Source organism: Effusibacillus lacus (assembly GCF_002335525.1).
Taxonomy (GTDB): domain Bacteria; phylum Bacillota; class Bacilli; order Tumebacillales; family Effusibacillaceae; genus Effusibacillus; species Effusibacillus lacus.
Map to the genome: position 1 here is coordinate 56,011 of NZ_BDUF01000011.1, position 19,599 is coordinate 75,609.

At 49.7% G+C, this 19,599-nt stretch carries 21 protein-coding genes; 18 read left to right on the forward strand and 3 right to left on the reverse strand.

The genetic code is table 11. The features are described 5' to 3' along the window. Positions 1-78: 78 nt before the first annotated feature. The 3 genes from EFBL_RS03045 (at position 79) to EFBL_RS03050 (ending at position 2,459) form a co-directional block, all read left to right on the forward strand. Positions 79-1,641 (forward strand): fatty acid--CoA ligase, encoded by a 1,563-nt coding sequence (locus EFBL_RS03045; RefSeq protein WP_096180721.1) that lies wholly within the window; start codon positions 79-81, stop codon positions 1,639-1,641. 69 nt (positions 1,642-1,710) lie between these two features. Then, positions 1,711-1,887, forward strand: a complete 177-nt coding sequence (locus tag EFBL_RS20420) for a hypothetical protein (RefSeq protein WP_165912500.1) — start codon at positions 1,711-1,713, stop codon at positions 1,885-1,887. A gap of 140 nt (positions 1,888-2,027) precedes the next feature. Further along, positions 2,028-2,459, forward strand: coding sequence for a gamma-glutamylcyclotransferase family protein (locus EFBL_RS03050; RefSeq protein WP_096180665.1), 432 nt, complete (start codon positions 2,028-2,030; stop codon positions 2,457-2,459). 79 nt (positions 2,460-2,538) lie between these two features. Here EFBL_RS03050 and EFBL_RS20425 read toward each other — a convergent pair whose 3' ends face one another. Further along, positions 2,539-2,757, reverse strand: a complete 219-nt coding sequence (locus EFBL_RS20425; RefSeq protein ID WP_096180666.1) for a hypothetical protein — start codon at positions 2,755-2,757, stop codon at positions 2,539-2,541. 101 nt (positions 2,758-2,858) lie between these two features. On the opposite strand from EFBL_RS20425, the gene EFBL_RS03060 reads away from it, so the two are divergent. From EFBL_RS03060 to EFBL_RS03115, 12 genes are all read left to right on the forward strand, one after another. Continuing rightward, complete coding sequence (locus EFBL_RS03060) at positions 2,859-4,121, forward strand: hypothetical protein (RefSeq protein ID WP_096180667.1); 1,263 nt, start codon at positions 2,859-2,861, stop codon at positions 4,119-4,121. 25 nt (positions 4,122-4,146) lie between these two features. Further along, on the forward strand, positions 4,147-4,443 hold the full coding sequence (locus EFBL_RS03065) for a metal-sulfur cluster assembly factor (RefSeq protein ID WP_096180668.1): 297 nt from the start codon (positions 4,147-4,149) through the stop codon (positions 4,441-4,443). A gap of 12 nt (positions 4,444-4,455) precedes the next feature. Beyond that, entirely contained in the window at positions 4,456-4,947 is a 492-nt protein-coding gene (locus EFBL_RS03070; protein WP_096180669.1) for a DUF2249 domain-containing protein, read from the forward strand. Positions 4,948-5,021: 74 nt separating this feature from the next. Continuing rightward, entirely contained in the window at positions 5,022-5,246 is a 225-nt protein-coding gene (locus tag EFBL_RS03075; protein WP_096180670.1) for a DUF542 domain-containing protein, read from the forward strand. A gap of 223 nt (positions 5,247-5,469) precedes the next feature. Continuing rightward, the gene (gene gabT, locus EFBL_RS03080; RefSeq protein WP_096180671.1) at positions 5,470-6,819 is read left to right on the forward strand and encodes a 4-aminobutyrate--2-oxoglutarate transaminase; all 1,350 of its coding nucleotides are present in this window, start codon (positions 5,470-5,472) and stop codon (positions 6,817-6,819) included. A 262-nt stretch (positions 6,820-7,081) separates the two neighbouring features. After that, positions 7,082-8,740 carry a sigma-54 interaction domain-containing protein gene (locus EFBL_RS03085; RefSeq protein WP_096180672.1) on the forward strand — a complete coding sequence of 553 codons (1,659 nt, stop codon included), beginning with the start codon at positions 7,082-7,084 and terminating at the stop codon, positions 8,738-8,740. Positions 8,741-8,743: 3 nt separating this feature from the next. Continuing rightward, the gene (gene speB, locus EFBL_RS03090; RefSeq protein WP_096180673.1) at positions 8,744-9,712 is read left to right on the forward strand and encodes an agmatinase; all 969 of its coding nucleotides are present in this window, start codon (positions 8,744-8,746) and stop codon (positions 9,710-9,712) included. Positions 9,713-9,742: 30 nt separating this feature from the next. Continuing rightward, on the forward strand, positions 9,743-10,831 hold the full coding sequence (locus tag EFBL_RS03095) for an ABC transporter ATP-binding protein (protein WP_096180674.1): 1,089 nt from the start codon (positions 9,743-9,745) through the stop codon (positions 10,829-10,831). An 83-nt stretch (positions 10,832-10,914) separates the two neighbouring features. Then, positions 10,915-12,003, forward strand: coding sequence for an ABC transporter substrate-binding protein (locus EFBL_RS03100; RefSeq protein WP_096180675.1), 1,089 nt, complete (start codon positions 10,915-10,917; stop codon positions 12,001-12,003). A gap of 14 nt (positions 12,004-12,017) precedes the next feature. Then, entirely contained in the window at positions 12,018-12,920 is a 903-nt protein-coding gene (locus tag EFBL_RS03105; RefSeq protein WP_096180676.1) for an ABC transporter permease, read from the forward strand. A gap of 2 nt (positions 12,921-12,922) precedes the next feature. Then, positions 12,923-13,717, forward strand: a complete 795-nt coding sequence (locus EFBL_RS03110) for an ABC transporter permease (protein WP_096180677.1) — start codon at positions 12,923-12,925, stop codon at positions 13,715-13,717. 13 nt (positions 13,718-13,730) lie between these two features. After that, on the forward strand, positions 13,731-14,639 hold the full coding sequence (locus EFBL_RS03115; protein WP_096180722.1) for a DMT family transporter: 909 nt from the start codon (positions 13,731-13,733) through the stop codon (positions 14,637-14,639). Between the two features lie 111 nt (positions 14,640-14,750). Here EFBL_RS03115 and EFBL_RS03120 read toward each other — a convergent pair whose 3' ends face one another. Both EFBL_RS03120 and EFBL_RS03125 read right to left on the reverse strand, forming a co-directional pair. Next, positions 14,751-15,191: a cbb3-type cytochrome c oxidase subunit I gene (locus EFBL_RS03120; protein WP_165912505.1), complete on the reverse strand. Its 441-nt coding sequence runs from the start codon at positions 15,189-15,191 to the stop codon at positions 14,751-14,753. 774 nt (positions 15,192-15,965) lie between these two features. Then, entirely contained in the window at positions 15,966-16,793 is an 828-nt protein-coding gene (locus EFBL_RS03125) for a hypothetical protein (RefSeq protein WP_096180679.1), read from the reverse strand. A 430-nt stretch (positions 16,794-17,223) separates the two neighbouring features. On the opposite strand from EFBL_RS03125, the gene mnmL reads away from it, so the two are divergent. The 3 genes from mnmL to EFBL_RS03140 all read left to right on the forward strand — a co-directional run bounded on the left by mnmL (position 17,224) and on the right by EFBL_RS03140 (position 19,542). After that, positions 17,224-18,282 carry a tRNA modification radical SAM protein MnmL/YtqA gene (gene mnmL, locus EFBL_RS03130; protein WP_096180680.1) on the forward strand — a complete coding sequence of 353 codons (1,059 nt, stop codon included), beginning with the start codon at positions 17,224-17,226 and terminating at the stop codon, positions 18,280-18,282. Next, the gene (mnmM, locus tag EFBL_RS03135; protein ID WP_231705669.1) at positions 18,279-18,944 is read left to right on the forward strand and encodes a tRNA 5-(aminomethyl)-2-thiouridylate-methyltransferase MnmM; all 666 of its coding nucleotides are present in this window, start codon (positions 18,279-18,281) and stop codon (positions 18,942-18,944) included. The genes mnmL and mnmM overlap by 4 nt, the downstream gene beginning before the upstream one ends. A 133-nt stretch (positions 18,945-19,077) precedes the next feature. Beyond that, positions 19,078-19,542, forward strand: coding sequence for a hypothetical protein (locus EFBL_RS03140; protein WP_096180681.1), 465 nt, complete (start codon positions 19,078-19,080; stop codon positions 19,540-19,542). The last annotated feature ends 57 nt before the right edge of the window (positions 19,543-19,599 follow it).

The window sequence follows — 19,599 nt, forward strand, 5'->3', positions numbered from 1 at the left end:
AGGATTTGGCTCAAAAGTGCAGAATTTTCTGGAATACAGAGAATGACCATTATTTTCGCCGGGGGAGGAACCGATTTTATGCTGTTGACAACTCAGTTTCGCAACACTGTGCTCAACAATGCAAACAAAGTAGGCATTATTGACGGGGATGCCAAATTCACATACGGGGAGTTTGGCGAACGGGTCAAAAGGCTGGCCGGCAAGCTGCAGGAGATGGGTGTGGAAAAAGGGGACCGCGTCGGCCTGTTGATGTTTAACAGTTTTCGATACCTGGAGATTTTTTACGCAAGCTTCCTGCTGGGGGCGGTTGTGGTGCCACTGAACATCCGGCTGGCACCGCCGGAAATTTCCTTTATTTTAAACGACGCGGGGGCGAAAGTTCTGTTCTTTCACCGGGAATTCATACCTGTCGTTTCCCGACTGAGGGCAGAATTGCCTGCGATTAGCCATTACGTGCTGGCCGAGGAGGTACCGGCTGCCGAGGCAAACGCTGTATTTTACGAAGACTTGGTGAGTGAACCTGTTTCGTTGCGGGAAGCAGCGCTGGCAGATGACGATTTGGCCGGGATTTATTATACAGGGGGTACAACCGGGCTGCCCAAGGGGGTTATGCTGTCACACAAGAACCTTGCGGTGAATGCCTATCAGGTAGCGGTGGCAATCGGATATCGTCACGATGACGTGTACTTGCACGCAGCTCCCATGTTCCATGCTGCCGATGGCGCCAGCACATTTGCTGTTACAATGGTTGGCGGCATCCACGCCCATATCAGGTCATTTGATCCCAGACTGGTTCTTGAGACGATCCAGCGGGAGCATGTAACGAGTGTGCTCCTGGTTCCGACAATGATCAATATGGTGGTCAATCATCCGGATGTAAACAGCTATACTCTGTCGTCATTAAAGAAATTAATGTACGGGGCGTCTCCAATTCCCGCGGAGGTGCTGAAAAAGGCGATTGAAGTTCTCGGATGCGAGTTTTTCCAGGCTTACGGGATGACTGAGGCATCACCGTGCCTAACGATTCTGCGCTCGGAACATCATGTGGTGGACGGAAGTCAGAAAGACACGCGAAGACTTGCTTCCTGCGGCCAAGCGCTGTTCAATGTCGATCTAAAGATTGTCGACCCGGAGGGAAGAGAAGTTCCCTACGGGGTTGTGGGTGAAATCATCGCCCGGGGGCCAAACATCATGAAAGGATATTGGAACCGGCCGGAAGAAACGGCTGCTGCGCTGAAGGACGGGTGGTACTGGAGCGGGGACATGGGGGCCATGGATGAAGACCGGTTTGTCTACATCATCGACCGGAAGAAGGATATGATCATTACCGGCGGCGAGAACGTATATTCTGTCGAAGTGGAGAATGTGATTTACCAGCATCCTGCCGTCTTGGAGGCGGCTGTTATCGGAGTGCCGGATGAAAAATGGGGAGAAGCGGTCAAGGCGGTAGTCGTTCTGAAACCGGGACAAACGGTTTCGGCGGAGGAATTGATCGAGTTCTGCGGAACACGGCTGGCCAATTACAAGGTGCCGAAATCGGTTGATTTCGTGGAAGCGCTTCCCAAGTCAGGCGCCGGCAAGATCCTCAAGCGTACGCTGCGGGATCAATACTGGGAGGGAAGGACCCGTCAGGTGAACTGAGTATAATTCTGGAAAAAAGGGAACAATATTAACTGTGGTTCTACTCTTAACCAAGCGAGGTCGATCAAAATGGAGTTGAGTCTGACCGCAGAGCAGGTTCTCGAGAAGATCAGGCAAATGCACCGAAGCGGAGCGAACATGACCAAGCGAAACATTAAGAAAGAAGACCCGGAACTTTTGCGGCACGCTTCTTATTACTACCCGTCATGGGAGCATGCCTGCAAAGAAACGGGAATTGAGATCTAGCAAGCCTGGGGGATCCGGTCTCCCAGGCTTTTTTCTTGTGTTCCCGGTATTTATCCGGAAACGGAGCGGGTATAATCAATTTAGAAAGGGCAGTTGCCTTTCTTCGGTAGGATCGGTATCAAGAAACGGGGTATAGTGGCATGCGATACGTGTTTGTATACGGAACCCTTCGGCCGGGTGAGATGTATCACCACTTGATCGGCCGATATGTACGGGATGTAAAACCTGCTTTTATCCGCGGAAAATTGTATCAGTTGCCGGAAGGCTATCCTGCTCTGGTTCTGGCAAAGGATCTCCCCGGCGGCATGGATTCGGTCGACGTCCGGGGTGAGTTGCTGGGGGTTGATGAACAGGACAAGGTTCTGGCCATTCTGGACGAACTGGAGGATTATTACGGGCCGAATGATCCCCGCAACCTTTATGAGAGAAAGTCTGTCACCGTCTTAACCCGATCGGGAATCCCGAAAGAGTGCTATATATATGTTTTTGTTCCGGGCAAACTGCAATGGCTGGAACAAAACGCAATGCCGATCCCGCGAGGTGATTGGGTGACATGGAGAAGAAACCGCTAGCGTCAACCGATCCGGTTGATTCGTGACGAACTGAAAGTCCTTGGTCTTCCTGCTGGCCAGACCAAGGACTTTTTGGTTCCTAAATTTGTTGCTTTGCAAACATTTGGATGGCTTCTTCCTGAATGGGTTCGTCGAGCCGTGCGAGAAATCCGTAAAGAAGTTTGCGTGTCTCATCCTCCGACAGGTTCCCGGTCGGCAAATTGACACCGATGTTCCTGAGCTTTGCCTGAACCTCTTTTTTCGGCATCGTACTCAAAGATTTGTTCCAGAATTCCCGGAGCTTTGGGGATACTGCCATATGCTTCACCTCTCGAGTAGTATCACACAATCACATGACAAAAATCACAACACAAATACCTTGCTTGTAGTATTTTGAAAATGTGAAAGGGGATGACTCACATGAACATATCCGGCGTTGGTTCCGTGCCCCTGCTGCCGTTTCGAACCGTACTGCGCTATGTAGCGGCCGGTTTGTTGGGGTGGTTGGCGGCTGCGGGTATGTTTTTATATGCTATGCCCGATTTGGCAAGGGGGGATTACCGTACTCCCGTTGTACTGGCGCTGGTGCATCTGGTGGTGCTCGGGTGGGCCACAATGCTGGCTCAGGGTGCGATGTACCAACTGATCCCTGTGGCCTTTCAGGTTGGTATCCGCCATGACAGACTGGCAGTCTTCAATCACTGGATTTACACGGCAGGAGTCGCCGGTTTCGTGGTTTCCTTTGCCTCCTATTGGGTATCCGGCTTGCGGACATTCGGCGGGATTGCAATGTTTGCCGTATTGTTGTTTGCCTTCAACATTGTCCGTTCCATGATGCGGGTGAAGTCCCGGAATCCCATGTTTTGGTTTGTGATTTCGGCAGTGTTGTATCTGGCTTTGACAGCATTGCTGGGAATCAGCCAACTATTGATGATTGGAATGGGGATTGGACTAAAGTTCTATCCGGCCATCTTTACGATTCACATATGGGCTGGCTTGATCGGCTGGTTTACGATGTTGATCATTGGATTTACTTACAAGTTGTTTCCGATGTTCACCCTCTCCCACGGGTTCAGTGAGAGGAGGCAGACGTTGATTCTGTTCCTGCTCCATGGGGCGATTGGAGCGACTGCAATGGGGGCTTTGACAAACAGTGAATGGGTTCAGGCTGCCGGATTGGCAGTGTTTCTTGCAGGGATTCTGTTGTTTGGGGTGGACGTGGCGGATATTTACAAGCACCGGATGCGCGGCAAGCTGGAACTGCCGATGGCGATGGCGGTTGTGGCGATTGTCTGGCTGGCGGGCCTGGTTCTTGCGATTTTAACCGTTCGATGGCTCGGGTCCGGTTTCGGCAGCAGACTCATCACGGCGCTGGGGCTGGCATTTTTCCTGGGATGGTTGTCCCAGACCATTATGGGTTACTTGTACAAAATCGTCCCGTTCCTGATCTGGAACGAACGCTATGCAGACAAGGTCGGCCGGCAACCGGTGCCCATGCTGAAGGACATGGTGAACGAGAAGATTACGGGTGTGGTGGCGGTTCTCTACAATGCCGGATTGGCGACAGCATTGGCAGGAATCGGAATGGGGGTGGCTGCTGCTGTCTATGGCGGGTTCGGGTTGCTGGCTGTTGCGGTGGCGGTATTCGTATCCCAAATGGTGAAAGTAATCGTTCCGATTTAAAGAAACGCAAAAGGAGGAGATTCAAATGACGATTCAAGAGGAAGTGCAGGAACGGCTGAGGGAAGTGATTGACCCGGAACTTGGCATCAACGTGGTGGATTTGGGGCTGATTTACAAGGTGGAGGTAAACGGTGAAGACGTGGAGATTACCATGACCCTCACCACCATGGGCTGCCCGCTGCACGACCAGATGGCAAGAGCGGTGCGGTTCGCGGCGGAGCGTGTGTCGGGTGTCAAGAACGTTAATGTGCAAGTGGTCTGGTCACCCCCCTGGAATCCGTCCATGATGTCGGACGCGGCGAAAGCGGCTCTTCGCCGGTAAGGAGGGGCAAGGATGGACCCGCTCCATGTAGATGTCAAATCTTTGTTAAAAAATGGTCCCCATCTATACGGTACAATGATGGAGAAGGTAAACAGCCTGGCACCCGGCCAGGGCATGGTCGTCAAAGCTCCTTTCAAGCCGCTCCCGCTTATTTCTTTCATGCGCAAGAAAGGGTATGAGGCCCATGTGGACAAAGCGGGACTGTTCGGTTACACGGTGACTTTTGAATTCAAGGGAATTCCGAAGGAAGAGGAGTTGGAGGCCATGGAAGCTTTGCCAGAAAAATCGGTTACTTACCGTTTGGACAACAGGGGGTTGTTCCCGCCGGAACCCCAGTTGCGCACGTTGGCCAAGCTGAATGAAATGCAAGCCGGCGAAGTGCTGGAGATCCACAACGACCGGGTGCCCGTCTTCCTTTTCCCCAAGCTGGAAGAGCAGGGGTATCCCTACGAGGTTGAGCAGTTGGAAGATGGATCGGCCAAGGTTCGGATTCGGAAGAAATAGTCGAACTTGTGCGAGGGTCGTCGGCGGGCGGGCTGTCCCCCTCCGGCGGCTGTAAGGAAAGGAGAGGCCAGCGGATGAAGATCACAAAAGAAACGATTATTGAGAAGGTGTTGGAGAAGTACCCCCAATCCATGCAGGTGTTGGCCGCATTGAATATCGACACCTGCTGCGGCGCCCATCAAACGATCGAAGAAGGCTGCATGCAATCGGGCAAAAACCCCGAGGCGGTCGTGCAGATGCTGAATGACCTTTTCACGGAAGAAAGCTGCGGCAACTGCGGCGAATGTGGCTGCAACTGAATCTCTGTGCTGCCTTCAAGGCAGTTTTTTTTTTCGCGCAAATGGCGGATTAATTTATTTACCAAATCTATGAGAGATCAGGAATGGAAATGAGTTATGGGTTAAAGTGCTCATTGATAGGCGTTGTTGGCACAGATATTGCATTAAATAGTTCTATTAAATAGTTCTTCAGATTGCTCCCATTCTCAATCTTCAACCATTATCAATAAAAGGAGTTGTTACAATGAACACAACTGCAAGAAGGTTTATCAGAATGAATACGACGATCCCGGGTCCAAAAGCGAAAGAGCTGTTGGAAAGAAAAGAGCAAAACGTTCCCCGTGGTCCTTTTAATACAGTTCCTACTTTTGCGGAGAAAGGGGAAGGGGCTTTACTTACAGATGTGGACGGTAATACATTCATTGACTTTGCCGGAGCGATCGGCAGCCTGAATGCCGGACATTGTCCCCGTAAAGTGGTGGAAGCTTTGAAGGAACAACTTGATTACTATATCCACCCCTGTTTTCATGTAATGATGTATGAACCATATGTCAAACTGGCGGAAAAGCTCAATGAAATTACGCCCGGTTCGCATGCGAAGAAAACGTTTTTCCTGAACAGCGGGGCGGAAGCAGTGGAAAATGCGGTGAAGATCGCCCGGAAATACACGGGCCGAAAAGCGATTATTTCGTTTGAGAGAGGATTTCACGGCCGGACCTTGCTTGCAATGTCGCTCACTAGCAAGGTAAAACCCTACAAGTTTGGCTTTGGCCCATTTGCTCCCGATACCTACAAGATGGCTTATCCATATTATTTCCGCCGTCCTAAAGGAACGTCACCCGACCAACTGGACCAGGAAATCCTGCTGCGGCTTGAGAACTTTTTTCTGTCGGAAGTACCGGCGGAAGAGGTGGCGGCCATTATAATGGAACCGGTTCAGGGGGAAGGGGGATTCGTTGTCCCCTCCAAGACTTTTGTACAGGGCGTCAGAAATATTTGCGATAAATACGGGATCCTGCTGATTGCCGATGAGGTTCAGACTGGATTTGGCCGGACAGGCAAGATGTTTGCAATGGAACATTTCGATGTGGTTCCGGATCTGATGACCATGTCAAAGTCGATTGCCGCCGGTCTGCCGATCAGTGCGGTTACGGGAAGGGCTGAAATTATGGATCGTCCTTCGCCTGGAGAAATTGGCGGTACGTACGGGGGAAGTCCGCTCGGTTGTGTTGCCGCCCTGAAAGTGATCGAAATGATGGAAGAGGATAGACTTGTTGAGCGAGCGAATGTGATCGGGGAAAAAATAATGTCCCGATTCCTTCAGATGAAGCAAAAGTATTCTGTGATCGGTGATGTTCGCGGCTTGGGAGCCATGTGTGCAATTGAACTGGTAAAAGACGACACAAAAGAGCCGGATAAGGAATTGGCAGGCCGGATCATTCAGGAATGCAACCGCCGTGGGGTAATCGTGATGGGGGCCGGCCTCTATGGAAACGTTATCCGGATTCTGTCTCCGTTGGTAATTACCGATGAGCAGTTGGAAGAAGGTCTTGACGTAATCAAAGAGGTTTTTGCCGACTTTGTAAAGAATTAAAGCGAAACGATTTCCTAACCCGATCCGATGGTCGGGTATTTATTTGTTTGATTTAATGCTGAATTGCATTTATTGATGCAATTTGGAATTGCTTGAAATACCTTCTCTTTATAAGCAGGAAAGAGGATATTGGGCATAGAATTCTAAATATTAATTCTATTATGCATTATATTTATTGGAATACGATGTTAGTTTACATCACATAAATTGTTTTTTTATTGGCACAGAAATTGCATAATTTTTTCTGTGAGGGGGAAGCAGGATGGCGGGAAGTCTGCAACTGTCAAAAGAAACGCTTTTAATTCTGATCGATCGAATCCCGCAACCGATTCTTTTGTTGGACGATAACGGAAATGTGTTGTTTGCCAATCAAAAAGCGCATTCCTCTTTTTCTATCGAGAAGGTAAGAGAGCAACTCTTGAAACTGGGAACGGAGGATGGAAAGCTGGTTGTCAATGGGTACACGTACCATTGTATATATACCGGATACAGCTCGTTCCATCTCTGGTATTTAAATGATGTTACGGAACTTGAACGTCTTCAGAGCAGCAACCAAGAACTGGAAGAGATATTCAATTCGTCGTTTGACGAGATTTTTGTTACAGATGGGGAGGGAGTTTGTCTTCGGGTAAATCCCGCAGGTGAAAAACTGTATGGAGCAACAGCCGACCAATTGATCGGAAAAAAAGTGGAAGATCTCAGCAAGTCCGGTTTTTTCAATCCTCCTTTGACACCGTTGGTAATCAAACACAAGAGGAAGATGTCCGGGGTACAGACAGCCAAAAACGGCAAAACCTTGTATGTTACCGGCAACCCTGTGTTTGATGAGGCGGGGAATATCGTGCGAATTATATTTAACAGTCGCGATTTGACAGATTTTAAAATATTGGAGCGGCGATTGGAAGAAACCGAGTCCTTATTGTCCACCTACCGCACTGAATTGGTTGAATTGACAAAAACAGTTGGCGAGACCCAGATTGTGGTTCAATCCGAATCAATGCAACGGATGGTGGCAGTGGTCAGCAAGGTCGCTCCGGTCGATTCCACTCTTTTGATAACAGGTGAATCCGGTGTAGGAAAAAGTAAAATTGCCGCACTGATCCATGAGTGGAGCTCCCGGAAAGGAAAACCGTTTATTCAGGTGAACTGCGGGGCAATTCCGGATGCACTGTTTGAATCGGAATTGTTCGGGTATGAAGGAGGTGCGTTCACCGGTGCCCGTAAAGAGGGAAAAAAAGGACTCATCGAATTAGCGGAAGGAGGGACTCTTTTTCTCGATGAAATAGGCGAACTGCCTCTGCCAATCCAGGTCAAATTGCTGGAGGTTATTCAGGAACATAAATTTCGGCGGGTTGGGGGAGAGACGGTTCGACAGTCAAATATTCGGATTATTGCGGCAACCAACCAGGATCTCAAATATTTGGTAGAAACTGGAAAGTTTCGTGAAGATCTTTTCTTTCGCCTGAACGTAATCCCGATTCACGTTCCTCCTCTGCGCCATCGTACAGAAGAGATACCGTTGTTAATTGATCTTTACCTGGACAGGTTTAATCGTCGATACGGATTGCAAAAAATGATCGATTCGGAAGTCCGGGAAATTTTTCTGCGCTATCGTTGGCCGGGCAACATTCGGGAGCTTGAAAATTTGATCGAACGTCTCGTGTTAACCTCGGAAAGTTCAATGATCCGAATCACGGATTTGCCTGACGGATTCCAGACCAATGCAAGGCCGTCAACAGCTGTTTCCGTAAATGGGATCGTTCCGCTCAAACATGCGGTGGAAATGGTGGAAGCCGAGTTATTGCGGAGGGCTCATGAAGAATACGGGACGACCTACAAAATGGCGGAAGTGCTGAAAGTCAACCAATCCACCATCGTCCGCAAATTAAGCCGTTACCAAAAACTTTTCAAGGGGGACTAAACAATGTCAAGCAAACAAGCAACTCCATTTTCTGTTCCAAATTTGCACGCGACACCAAGATTCAGCGGGATTCGCACCTTTATGCGGCTGCCCTATCAGGCTGAACCGGAGAAAAAAGATTTTGTCATCCTGGGCGCGCCCTTTGACACGGCAGCCAGTTACCGAACCGGTGCCAGATTCGGACCGGAAGCGATCCGGCGGATTTCCACCCTGTTGCGCCCATCCAACATATTTCACCGAATCAGGCCAAGCGACTATTTGGATGGGGTTGACGGCGGAGATATTATGGTGATTCCGGGAAATACACAGCAAAGCCATCTCAACATAACGAGTCATGTGCAGGCATGGGTGGAGCAAGGGGCAGTTCCGATTACATTAGGCGGGGATCATTCCGTATCCCTGCCGCAGCTGCGGGCAATTGCAGCTGTGCACGGACCGTTATCGCTTGTTCACTTTGATGCGCATGGCGATACATGGGATGAATATTGGGGAGAAAAGTATACACACGGAACCCCGTTCCGGCGGGCCGTTGAAGAAGGGATCATCGACCCTTCGCGCTCTATTCAAATCGGTATGCGTGGCACCGTATACGATCCAAATGATATAGAGGAAGCACGTGATCTCGGGTTTCAGGTGATTACTGCTGACGAAGTGCGTGAAATCGGCTTCGAAGAAACGATCCGCCAAATTCATGAACGGGTTGGAAAATCGAAAGCATTCCTCACATTTGATATAGATTTTCTCGACCCAGTCTACGCTCCGGGTACGGGAACCCCGGAAATTGCCGGCTTTACGAGTGCGGAAGCACAGTATATGTTACGCAGGCTGACAGGCTTGCAATTTGTCGGATTTGACGTTGTGGAGGTATTGCCCGCCCTTGATCCGTCGGAAGTGACAGCACTCACCGCAGCGGCTGTCGCTTACGAGTTTATCAGTCTGTTGGCGGTAGCCAGGCGCGACGGGAATTTGTAATCACGGAAATCTTGCAAAGGGGGTATTGTCATGGCAGCGGGAGCGAGTCTTCAACTTTCAGAAGTCACCAAGTATTACAAGAAATTCCGAGCTGTGGACAATGTAAGTTTATCCGTTCAAAAAGGGGAATTCCTGACGATTTTGGGACCCAGCGGTTCCGGAAAAACCTCCTTGTTGAAGCTAATTGCCGGATTTGAAGAGCCGAGTGAGGGCAGTATTTATCTCAATGAACAGGACATCACAAGGATGAAAGCTTTTCAACGGAATATCGGAATGCTGTTTCAAAATTACGCACTGTTTCCTCATATGACTGTTTTTGAAAATATCGCCTATCCATTGAAAATCCGCAAATGGCCGAAAGCGGATATTACGCGGGAAGTCAATCGGGTTCTCGATCTTGTTCATCTAAGCGCCCATGGTTCACGCTATCCAAAACAGCTTTCGGGAGGACAGCAGCAGCGTGTTGCCCTGGCGCGAGCGATTGTTTTTAATCCGCCGCTGCTTTTGCTGGATGAACCTCTCTCCGCACTTGATAAAAAACTTCGCCAACAGATGCAATTAGAAATCAAACATATTCAGGAAAAGGTAGGGATTACCACCATAAGTGTAACCCATGATCAGGAAGAAGCATTAACCATGTCTGATCGGATCTGCGTGATGAACAACGGAAGAATTGAACAGATCGATACGCCGGAAAATTTGTATACAAGTCCGAAAAACCGCTTTGTTGCAACATTTATTGGAGAGATGAATTTGCTGGATGGAAAGGTTACAGAGATCAAGAACGGTATGGCCAATATTATGATCGATTCCAATTTTTACATAACCGGTCAGTCCAACAGATCTCTATTATTCAATCATACCTCAGACAGAACGGTATGTGTTGCCGTACGACCGGAAAATATCCGGATTGCTTCGGAAAACGGCGAATATCAAACGACTCTCCCGGTCACGATTGATGAAAAAATCTATGTGGGTGAGGCTCTCAAGGTAAGAGCGACCACTCACTTCGGCAAAGAGCTGCTCATCAAATTGCCGGCCGTCCAGTCATCCCGGTTGCATGACAGAGAAGTACTGGTAGGCTGGAACAGCGAAGATGTAGTAGTAATCGCCGAGTAAGCCCGTAATTGCGGATGACAGGGATGCCTGATCCGATACAGCAACGAAGGTATTGAAGAAAATCAAAAACAGGGGGAACTTGTATGTTGAAAAAGTTATTTGGTTTTGGCCTTGCTGCAAGCCTGGTCATGATGTCAGTCGGTTGTGGCAGCACGGACACGAAGTCAAATGCATCAGGCAACAGCAACAGCACCGGCAACGGAGGCGACAAGGTACTTAACATTATGGACTGGGGCGGGGCCAACACAGAAGCCCACAAAAAGGGAATCTATGAAAAATTCGAGAAAGAGTTCGGCGTGAAAATCAACCTGGTCACTCCTACCGACTACGGTAAGCTCAAAGCGATGGTACAGTCCGGGAACGTCGACATTGACGTGGCCGACGTTGACAGTGATTTCGTGATTCGCGGGGCGAATGAAGGACTTTTGGAAAAACTCGACTATGACATTATCAAGCATAAAAATGACGTGATGCCTGAGTTTGTCCACGATTACGGGATTGGAGCGGAACTTTTCTCGACAGTTATCGCGTACAATACGAATTCTTTCCCGACCGGCAAGCATCCGAAGACGTGGACCGAATTCTGGGATGTCCAGAAGTTCCCGGGAAAACGCTCGTTATGGAAGTATCCGACCGGTTTACTGGAAGCTGCGTTGCTAGCGGATGGGGTGGAACCGAACAAGCTGTACCCGCTTGACGTAGACCGTGCATTCAAGAGTCTAGACAAGATTAAAAAGGATGTAAGCGTATGGTGGACGGCCGGTGCGCAACCTCCTCAGTTGCTCGCAAATGGTGAAGTTTCGTTGGCGATGGCGTGGAGCGGACGGATCAGCGCTGCCCAATCGCAAGGGGCTCCGGAAGCTGTTGAATTTAACCAGGGCCTGCTGATGGGCGACTCCTGGGTGGTGCCGAAAGGGACAAAGCATAAGGAGTTGGCGATGAAATTTATCAATTTTGCGGTAGCGCCGGAAAATCAAGCTGCATACGCCAATTATATCGACTACTCTCCTGTCAACAAAAAAGCGCTTGATCTGTTAAGCAAGGATCGTATCGCAAAAATCGGCCAATCTCCGGAAAACGCAAAAAATCAGGTGGTTGTGAATCTGGAGTGGTGGGTCAAGAATTTTGACCAGGTTAACGAACGGTTTGAGAAGTGGCTGCTCAACAAATAACACGGAGGGTTGGTATGCAACTGGATACTGAGAAGAAAGTCGGGGCGCCCGTTCGGGTGCCCACGGTTTCCAAACTGTTTGCAATTTCCGGACTTAAGTGGCTGCTTTTGCTCATTCCTCTGCTCTATGTTCTGGTGACCCTTGCGTTTGCCCTTTTTTCCATCCTGAAGCTGAGTGTGATGGATAAAAACGGATTTACCTTTGCCTGGTTCGCACGTTTTTTTACGGAACCGGTTTATGTACAGGTTCTGTTTCTGACCATGAAAACCGCTTTTATCGTAACTGTCGTATCGCTGTTGATTGCCTATCCGATCGCTTATGTTTTGGCCAAGCTGGAATCAAAACTCTGGAAGCAGATCATTCTGGGAGTGATTCTGGTTTCATTCTGGATCAGTTTGCTGGTTCGCACATTCGCTTGGACAGTCCTGCTGCAAAAGAACGGTGTGGTGAACAAACTTCTCCTCAGCCTGGGGATTATTGACAAACCGCTCGACCTCCTTTACAACACGACAGGAGTAGTAGTCGGCATGACACATATTCTTGTGCCATACATGATTTTAAGTCTCTATGCGGTGATGGAAGGAATTGACCGGAATCTGCTGAAAGCTGCCGAAGGGATGGGAGCCCGTCCGTGGAAAGCGTTTGTCGACATTTTTCTGCCGTTGTCTCTCCCCGGAGTTTTATCAGGCTCACTGCTTGTGTTTGTATTGGGGATCGGGTATTTTATTACGCCTGCGCTGTTGGGCGGAAATGAAAACACGATGATTTCGCAATTGATTTTCCAGCAGACCAATATCGTCCTGAATTGGAACTTCGCTGCCGCAATTGCCGTAGTTCTGTTGATCACAACGTTGATTCTGTTATGGATCTCGATGCTGATCGCAAAAAAGTACTCCGTACTGAAGGAGGTGGAGTAAAAGTGTGGCTCTATCTGATCGTGGGGGTATTGCTTCTCTTTCTGATTACCCCCGTGCTAATCATCATTCCCATGGCCTTCAGCACTTCGCCTTTTTTCGTGTTTCCGCCTCCGGGTGTTTCAGCAAAATGGTTCAACCAATTTTTCGGAGACAGTTTATGGGTCGAATCACTGACCAGAAGTTTGGAAGTGGCAATGTTATCGACTCTGGTGGCGACAATTTTGGGAATATTGGGCGCCTTGGCCGTCAGCCGTTTATCGTTTAAGGGAAAAAATCTGTTCATGGCGGTTATGCTGTCTCCCATGCTGGTACCGGTAATCGTTGTGGCAATTGCCGTTTACCGGTTTTTCTCGGAAATTCATCTGGTGGGGAGCATCCCGGGGTTAGTTTTGGCGCACGCCCTGCTCGGCCTGCCGGTCGTGTTCGTCACCGTGCTGGCAAGTCTAAAGGGAATTGACCGGAATCTGGAATTGGCCGCAGAGGGGTTGGGCTCCACACCGGTGGGAGTCTTTTTCCGAATTACCCTTCCTCTCATTAAGCCCGGAATCTTATCCGGTGCGTTGTTTGCGTTCATCACTTCGATGGATGAAGTAGTGGTGACGATCTTTATTTCGGGTGTTGCGACACCCACTTTGCCGCGCGTTATGTGGGAACAGATGCGGGCTCAAGTGGATCCCACCATGGCGGCTGCTTCGACCCTGATTATTGCCGCGACCACTATCCTGTTCCTGGTGCAATGGTGGTTTACGAACCGTCAGGAGGCGAAAAACCGGTTGCAGCTTGAAAATCAACAATAGAGGTGAAACCGGTTTGAACAGATTTTATCTGGGTGTGCTGCTCGTTTTCCTGTCGGCTGCCGGCTTTGGGGTAATGCCTCTTTTTACTTTGTTTGCTTATCAAAACGGAGCGTCTGTTACAAACATTCTCTTTCTCCGATTTATGTTATCGGCTGTGTTTTTCTTTCTTTATATTTTCTTCAAGAAAGAAAAAGTCAGGATGACGAAATCGCAGATTCTGTCTCTGTTTGTGTTGGGCGGGGTGTTTTATACACTTCAGTCCACTTTTTATTATCATTCGATAACGTATATACCGGCTTCCCTGGCTGCGTTTTTGTTCTATACGAGTCCGATATTTGTTGCCGTCCTGAATCTCCTGATCTCGAAAGAAAGAATGGCAAAACCGGTTATCGCAGCGACCGGACTTTCGATTTTCGGATTGTTTCTGTTATTTGGCGCTTCTTTCGGAGTGATTAACGTATATGGAGTGGTCTTGGCCTTCTTGTCCGCTGTTGTCTATTCCTTTTATATCGTGGTGGGACACAGTGTTGTGAAACAACTGTCGCCTGTCGTCACCAGTGCTTTTATTGCATTATTCGCCTCTGTTTCTCTCTTTTTGATAGGTATGTTTTTAGGGGAAATTGATTTTCGGATTGACATCAAAGTATGGGGATTCGTCTTGACGATTGTAATCTTTTCGACGATTGTCGCCATGTTCAGTTTGTTTCGCGGATTGGATTTGATCGGTTCAACCAAAGCATCTGTCTTGAGTATGGTGGAACCATTGGTGACTTCCCTTTGTTCGGCATTATTCTTGTCCGAAACGCTTACGTGGATGCAAGTTCTGGGAGGGCTCATTGTTTTGTCAGGTTCGATGTTGATCGTCTTAACCCCTGCTAAGAGGGAAATAACAGAGACTGCGAAAAACGGACATACGTTCTAACGCCCCTTTGAATTGCCGGTATTTTCAGACATAAATGAAATCCGTTACCTCTTGAATAAATACAGAAGCCTGCTGGTATGTTTCATGACTTTTGGGACAGAGCGGCAAGCCTCAGTGATGATGGTGATGATGGAATTGAATCGGCTCAAACTGGGGCTTTCCGTAGATGGTTCTCAGGATGTTGTAACCGAAGATGTACATGGAAAGCAGTTGGACAGCGCCCGCAGCGGCAAGGATTACAAGCCACGTTCCCGATCCGGCGGTCCTGTATCCGATCCAGCCGACAATCATGCCGATCAAACCGATGTTGGCCATCCAGAAATGAACCATCGCCAGCCCTGGTTTATACAAAGGTTTCCCGAGGAAACGCGGCAGAACGTGGTAAAGCACACCAAAGATCATAAACGTAACCCACCCGAGCAGATTTAAATGAACGTGGGCGGGAAGATACATGGTAAGCTCCGGGATCATCATAAAGAAGACACCGACCGTGCTTCCGATCAAAAGATAGACAATGCTCATCACGATAAACAGCTTGGTTGCCTTGCTCATGGTGCACCTCCGACAGTCCGGGGAATTGTTCATTACCCCCATTTTAGCGGAAGGACAGCTTTCACAGAGTGACAGGAATCACACTCAGATCACATACCTTTGGTCTGCGGGACCAAAGGATTTTCTTTTTGGCCGCCCTTTTTCCGGTGGCAAGAACTCTTTGCAAAATAGACTAAAGGTCTAAACACTTGTCAGTGGCGACCTGTGACCCGCTTGAATTAAATGCAATTAGAAAAGTGAAGGGAGGAATATTGCATGGACGGAATCGGAGCATTTGGGGGCTTTACCCGATGGGCAGTGGTGTTTCTAATCATTTTTGTTCTGTTTATCCTGTTGATTCCCGGAACCTATTAATCCTCTGTTATGGAGATGATAACAGTGGCAAAAACAAAATTGGGTATTGCTACATCAAGAAGAACGTCACTTACAACACAGCGGCGAGTTCGCAGAGATGCACTCAGTCTGATTAATAACATTGTAGTCGTTCGCACTCTCTTTGGTACTTTCACAGGTTGCTTACTCAGTATCGGAGCAACGACAATCCGACTTAGAGTGTTTAGCGGAATTGACAGGGTTTTCATCGTGATTCGGATTCCGATCGCGATAATCATCGATATCTTCCGGTTTCCTTGCCCCTAATCCGAATTTCACAAAGAAGCGGCAATTTTGGATGAGTCAGCGAAATTGCCGCTTCTTTGTTTCAGGCTGCTTTTCTTAATGTTGCTTTCTTAGGCAGCTTTAGTAAATATTCCCACTTGACTTGCCGCAGAAACACTAATCGGTAAACGGATCTGAAGGGTGCGTAAGCTCCCGGTACACAAGGGTAGCCCACACGTAGTACAACGGGCTGAGGTACAGCGCCAGAGGGATGCCAATCAGGACTGCCGCCAGCGGGTGGGTGAAATAGCCGATGGCAAGCAGGATCAAAAACACGATCACTCCCGCGACAAGCAGACCAATGACAGGCAGAATCGTCAGCAGAAACGCTTTCCATGCCAGGCTGAAACTGGTGCGGATCGAGTCGACAAATCCTTCCTTGCCGTCGATCAGTGCAGGGTAAAACAGATACAACAAATAGGTGACAGCTATGGAATAGACAAACCGGATGATTTCAAGCAGGGGGTTGATGTCCCGGGGATTGGCCGGTCCCAGCAGCCATTCCAGGATCCACATGGGAATATAGACGGCGATGGAAACAAATATAAACAGAATTCCCCATCCCAAGTACCGGAATCCGCCTTGGAAGAACGAACTCCAATACTGTTTGCTTCCGTCAATGACGGCAGAGGATATGGCATACATACCGCCGGTGATAAACGGCCCGATCAAGAACCCGAGGATCATAAAAAGGATTACCAGCACGATAAAGATGATCAACAATCCGGGATTCAGTTGGGATAAGAAATCCTGCACCTGCAACGAATCAAGATCGCCTGTTGCATTTACCAGTTCGCCGAGGGCCTGAAAGAATCCGGTTCCGGCAATCAGGGCGCCAAAGGAGATCGCCATCAACAGGAAAAAGCCGAGTCCCATGACAACCGGAGGCCAGATCATGCCCAGGTTACGGTTAATCGTGCGAAATGATTCCAACAATAAATTCATTATGATTCCCTCACTTAAAAAATATAGTCATCCATGTAACCCATTCTATAACATAGTCGATATCCGCCAGTTCGATTCCTGTCTTGCATCCAAAAAAATTTTTCCTGTCCCGCAACTTCCGGGCAAATTCGCAGGGGCGACTGATTTTTGGTACAATCGAAATGTTCCCTTTCATCCGCAAATAGCGGCACTGGGTGCCGTTAAGTCAGCAGGTAGCTTGCAATAGCGGCACTGGGTGCCGTTAAGTCAGCAGATAGCTTGCAATAGCGGCACTGGGTGCCGTTAAGTCAGCAGGTAGCTTGCAATAGCGGCACTGGGTGCCGTTAAGTCAGCAGGTAGCTTGCAATAGCGGCACTGGGTGCCGTTATGTTAGCAGTCAGCTCGCAATAACGACACCATTGCCGCTCTTTCCGAAAGGAGGAGGCTGTATATGGCAGACGCCGGAAACAACCACCGCACTCCGCTGTTCTGGGGTGGGGACGGATATCATAAAAAGCGTTACCATACATGGAACCATCACTTGCGTCAGGCATTCAACGAGAAAATCTTCAAAGTGCCGCTCGACGCGGGCTTTACATGTCCCAACCGGGACGGGACGAAAGGAACCGGGGGCTGCACGTTCTGTTCGGCTGAAGGGTCGGGGGATTTTGCCGGGGATCGGCGGGAAGATCTGGAAGAGCAGTTCCGCAAGATCCGTGACCGCATGCATCTGAAGTGGCCACGCGCCAAATACCTTGGCTATTTCCAGGCGTTCACCAACACGTATGCACCTGCCGGTGAACTGCGCGGGATGTATGAAACAATTCTTGCCCAGGAAGGAGTTGTCGGTCTGTCCATTGCAACCCGCCCCGATTGTCTGCCTGACGATGTGGTGGAATTGTTGGCGGAATTGAACGAGCGAACCTACCTGTGGGTGGAATTGGGCCTGCAAACGGTGCATGAACGAACAGCGCTGCTGATCAATCGGGGCCACGACTACCAATGTTACCTGGATGCGGTAGAGAAACTTCGGAAACACAACATCCGCATCTGCTCCCATATGATTCTGGGGCTTCCCGGTGAGTCGGAAGAAGACATGATGGAGACAGGCCGGGCCATAGCCAGCTTGCCGGTACAGGGCATCAAGATCCACTTGCTCCATCTGTTGAAGTACACGCCGCTTGTCAAACTGTTTGAAGCGGGTGGATTGAAGTTTCTGGAGAAAGATCAATACATTCGCCTTGTCGTGGACATTCTGGAAATTCTGCCGCCGGAGATGGTGGTGCATCGATTGACCGGGGACGGTCCCCCTGACATCCTGATCGGGCCGATGTGGAGCCTGGACAAATGGGGGGTTCTGAACGGAATCGATGAGGAACTGGAACGGCGCAACACCTGGCAAGGAAGGCTCTGGATACCCCGGGATACATGGACGCCGGACAAGGGACATCTGCTGAATCCACAGGCTGCCTTTCAGGAACTGCCGGTATTCAAGGAGACCTTTCTGTGAGCGGCAGGGGGCGAATGGGTGACTTTGCGGCGGGAGTGCGCCAAGGTGGGAGAAGCGGCGACAGTGGGGCAGAAGGACGCCGGGGCTGGCGGATCCCGTCTGTGCTGCAGCAGGCCAAGTTGTTGCTGAAAGAGCGGCTCCGGGAAGGCTCGATTGTCGTGGACGCTACCGTTGGCAACGGGCACGATACGCTTTTTCTTGCGGAATGTGTAGGAGAAACCGGGAAGGTGTACGGTTTTGACATTCAAAAAGAGGCTCTGGCCTCGGCAGAAGCGCGGCTGTCGGAAGCGGGGCTTCTGTCTTGTGTGACTCTTTTCCATGCAGGTCATGAGCGGATGGCGGACGCGTTGCCGCCGGAAGCCAAAGGTCGGATTCAGGCTGTCACATTCAACCTGGGATATCTGCCGGGCGGCAATAAGGAAGTGGTCACCCGGCCGGAGACGACTCTCCAGGCGCTGCAGACCTCCCATGATTGGCTGGCACCGGGCGGCATCATAACCGTTGTCCTGTATACCGGCCATCCCGGCGGCAAAGAGGAAGAGAATGAAGTGCTCCAATGGGCGAGAAATCTTGACCAGAAGCATTTCCAAGTCCTTTGGTACCGGTTTCTGAATCAGCGGAATCACCCTCCGACTCTGTTGGCGATAAGCAGGAATCAATAGCGGCAGTGTTGCGACAGGCAGAAACGGGGAATGTGCGCCAGGTGCTTTCTGCGCCAAGATTGGGCGCACATCTTGTTTTTCAGCCTCGTACACTACCAAGAGGCAATTCGTCAGGTTTCTGGAGGGGATGGGAATGGAAAGCGAACAGGAGCGTTTGGTACAGATGCTCATGCAGCGTACCGGACAGCCCCGGGAGAAGGTGGAGGAATGGGTTGCCGGGATGGTGAAAATGTTCGAGGGATCCATGACTGTCTATGATTTGTCCCACATGGCGAAAGACTTTGTTGTCAAGCATGCCAAGGAAGCCAAACCGTTCCTGTTTCGGTTCGGACGTTCCCTGCTGGAATCGTATTTGGAGGAACAGCGTCGCCTGCAGGAACTGCAGCTAAAGCAGCGGGAAGCCCACAGAATTATCCCGCAGAGGGCTCGCAGCGGAGGAAGCGGCAGCATTACGAGAACAAAAATCAAGTCTGTCCGCAAGACAGCCGCGAAGGAAGGGACCGTCCGTCCCGCCCGTTACAATCCTTGGGCCTCCGAACAGGTGCTGAGAAAAGAACCGATCTACATCATTGCCTATAAGTACCGATCAACAAGGTAATCCTTGACGGTCGTTCCATGACAAATTCATACAGGCAAAGGGTTCCGGCAAACGCAT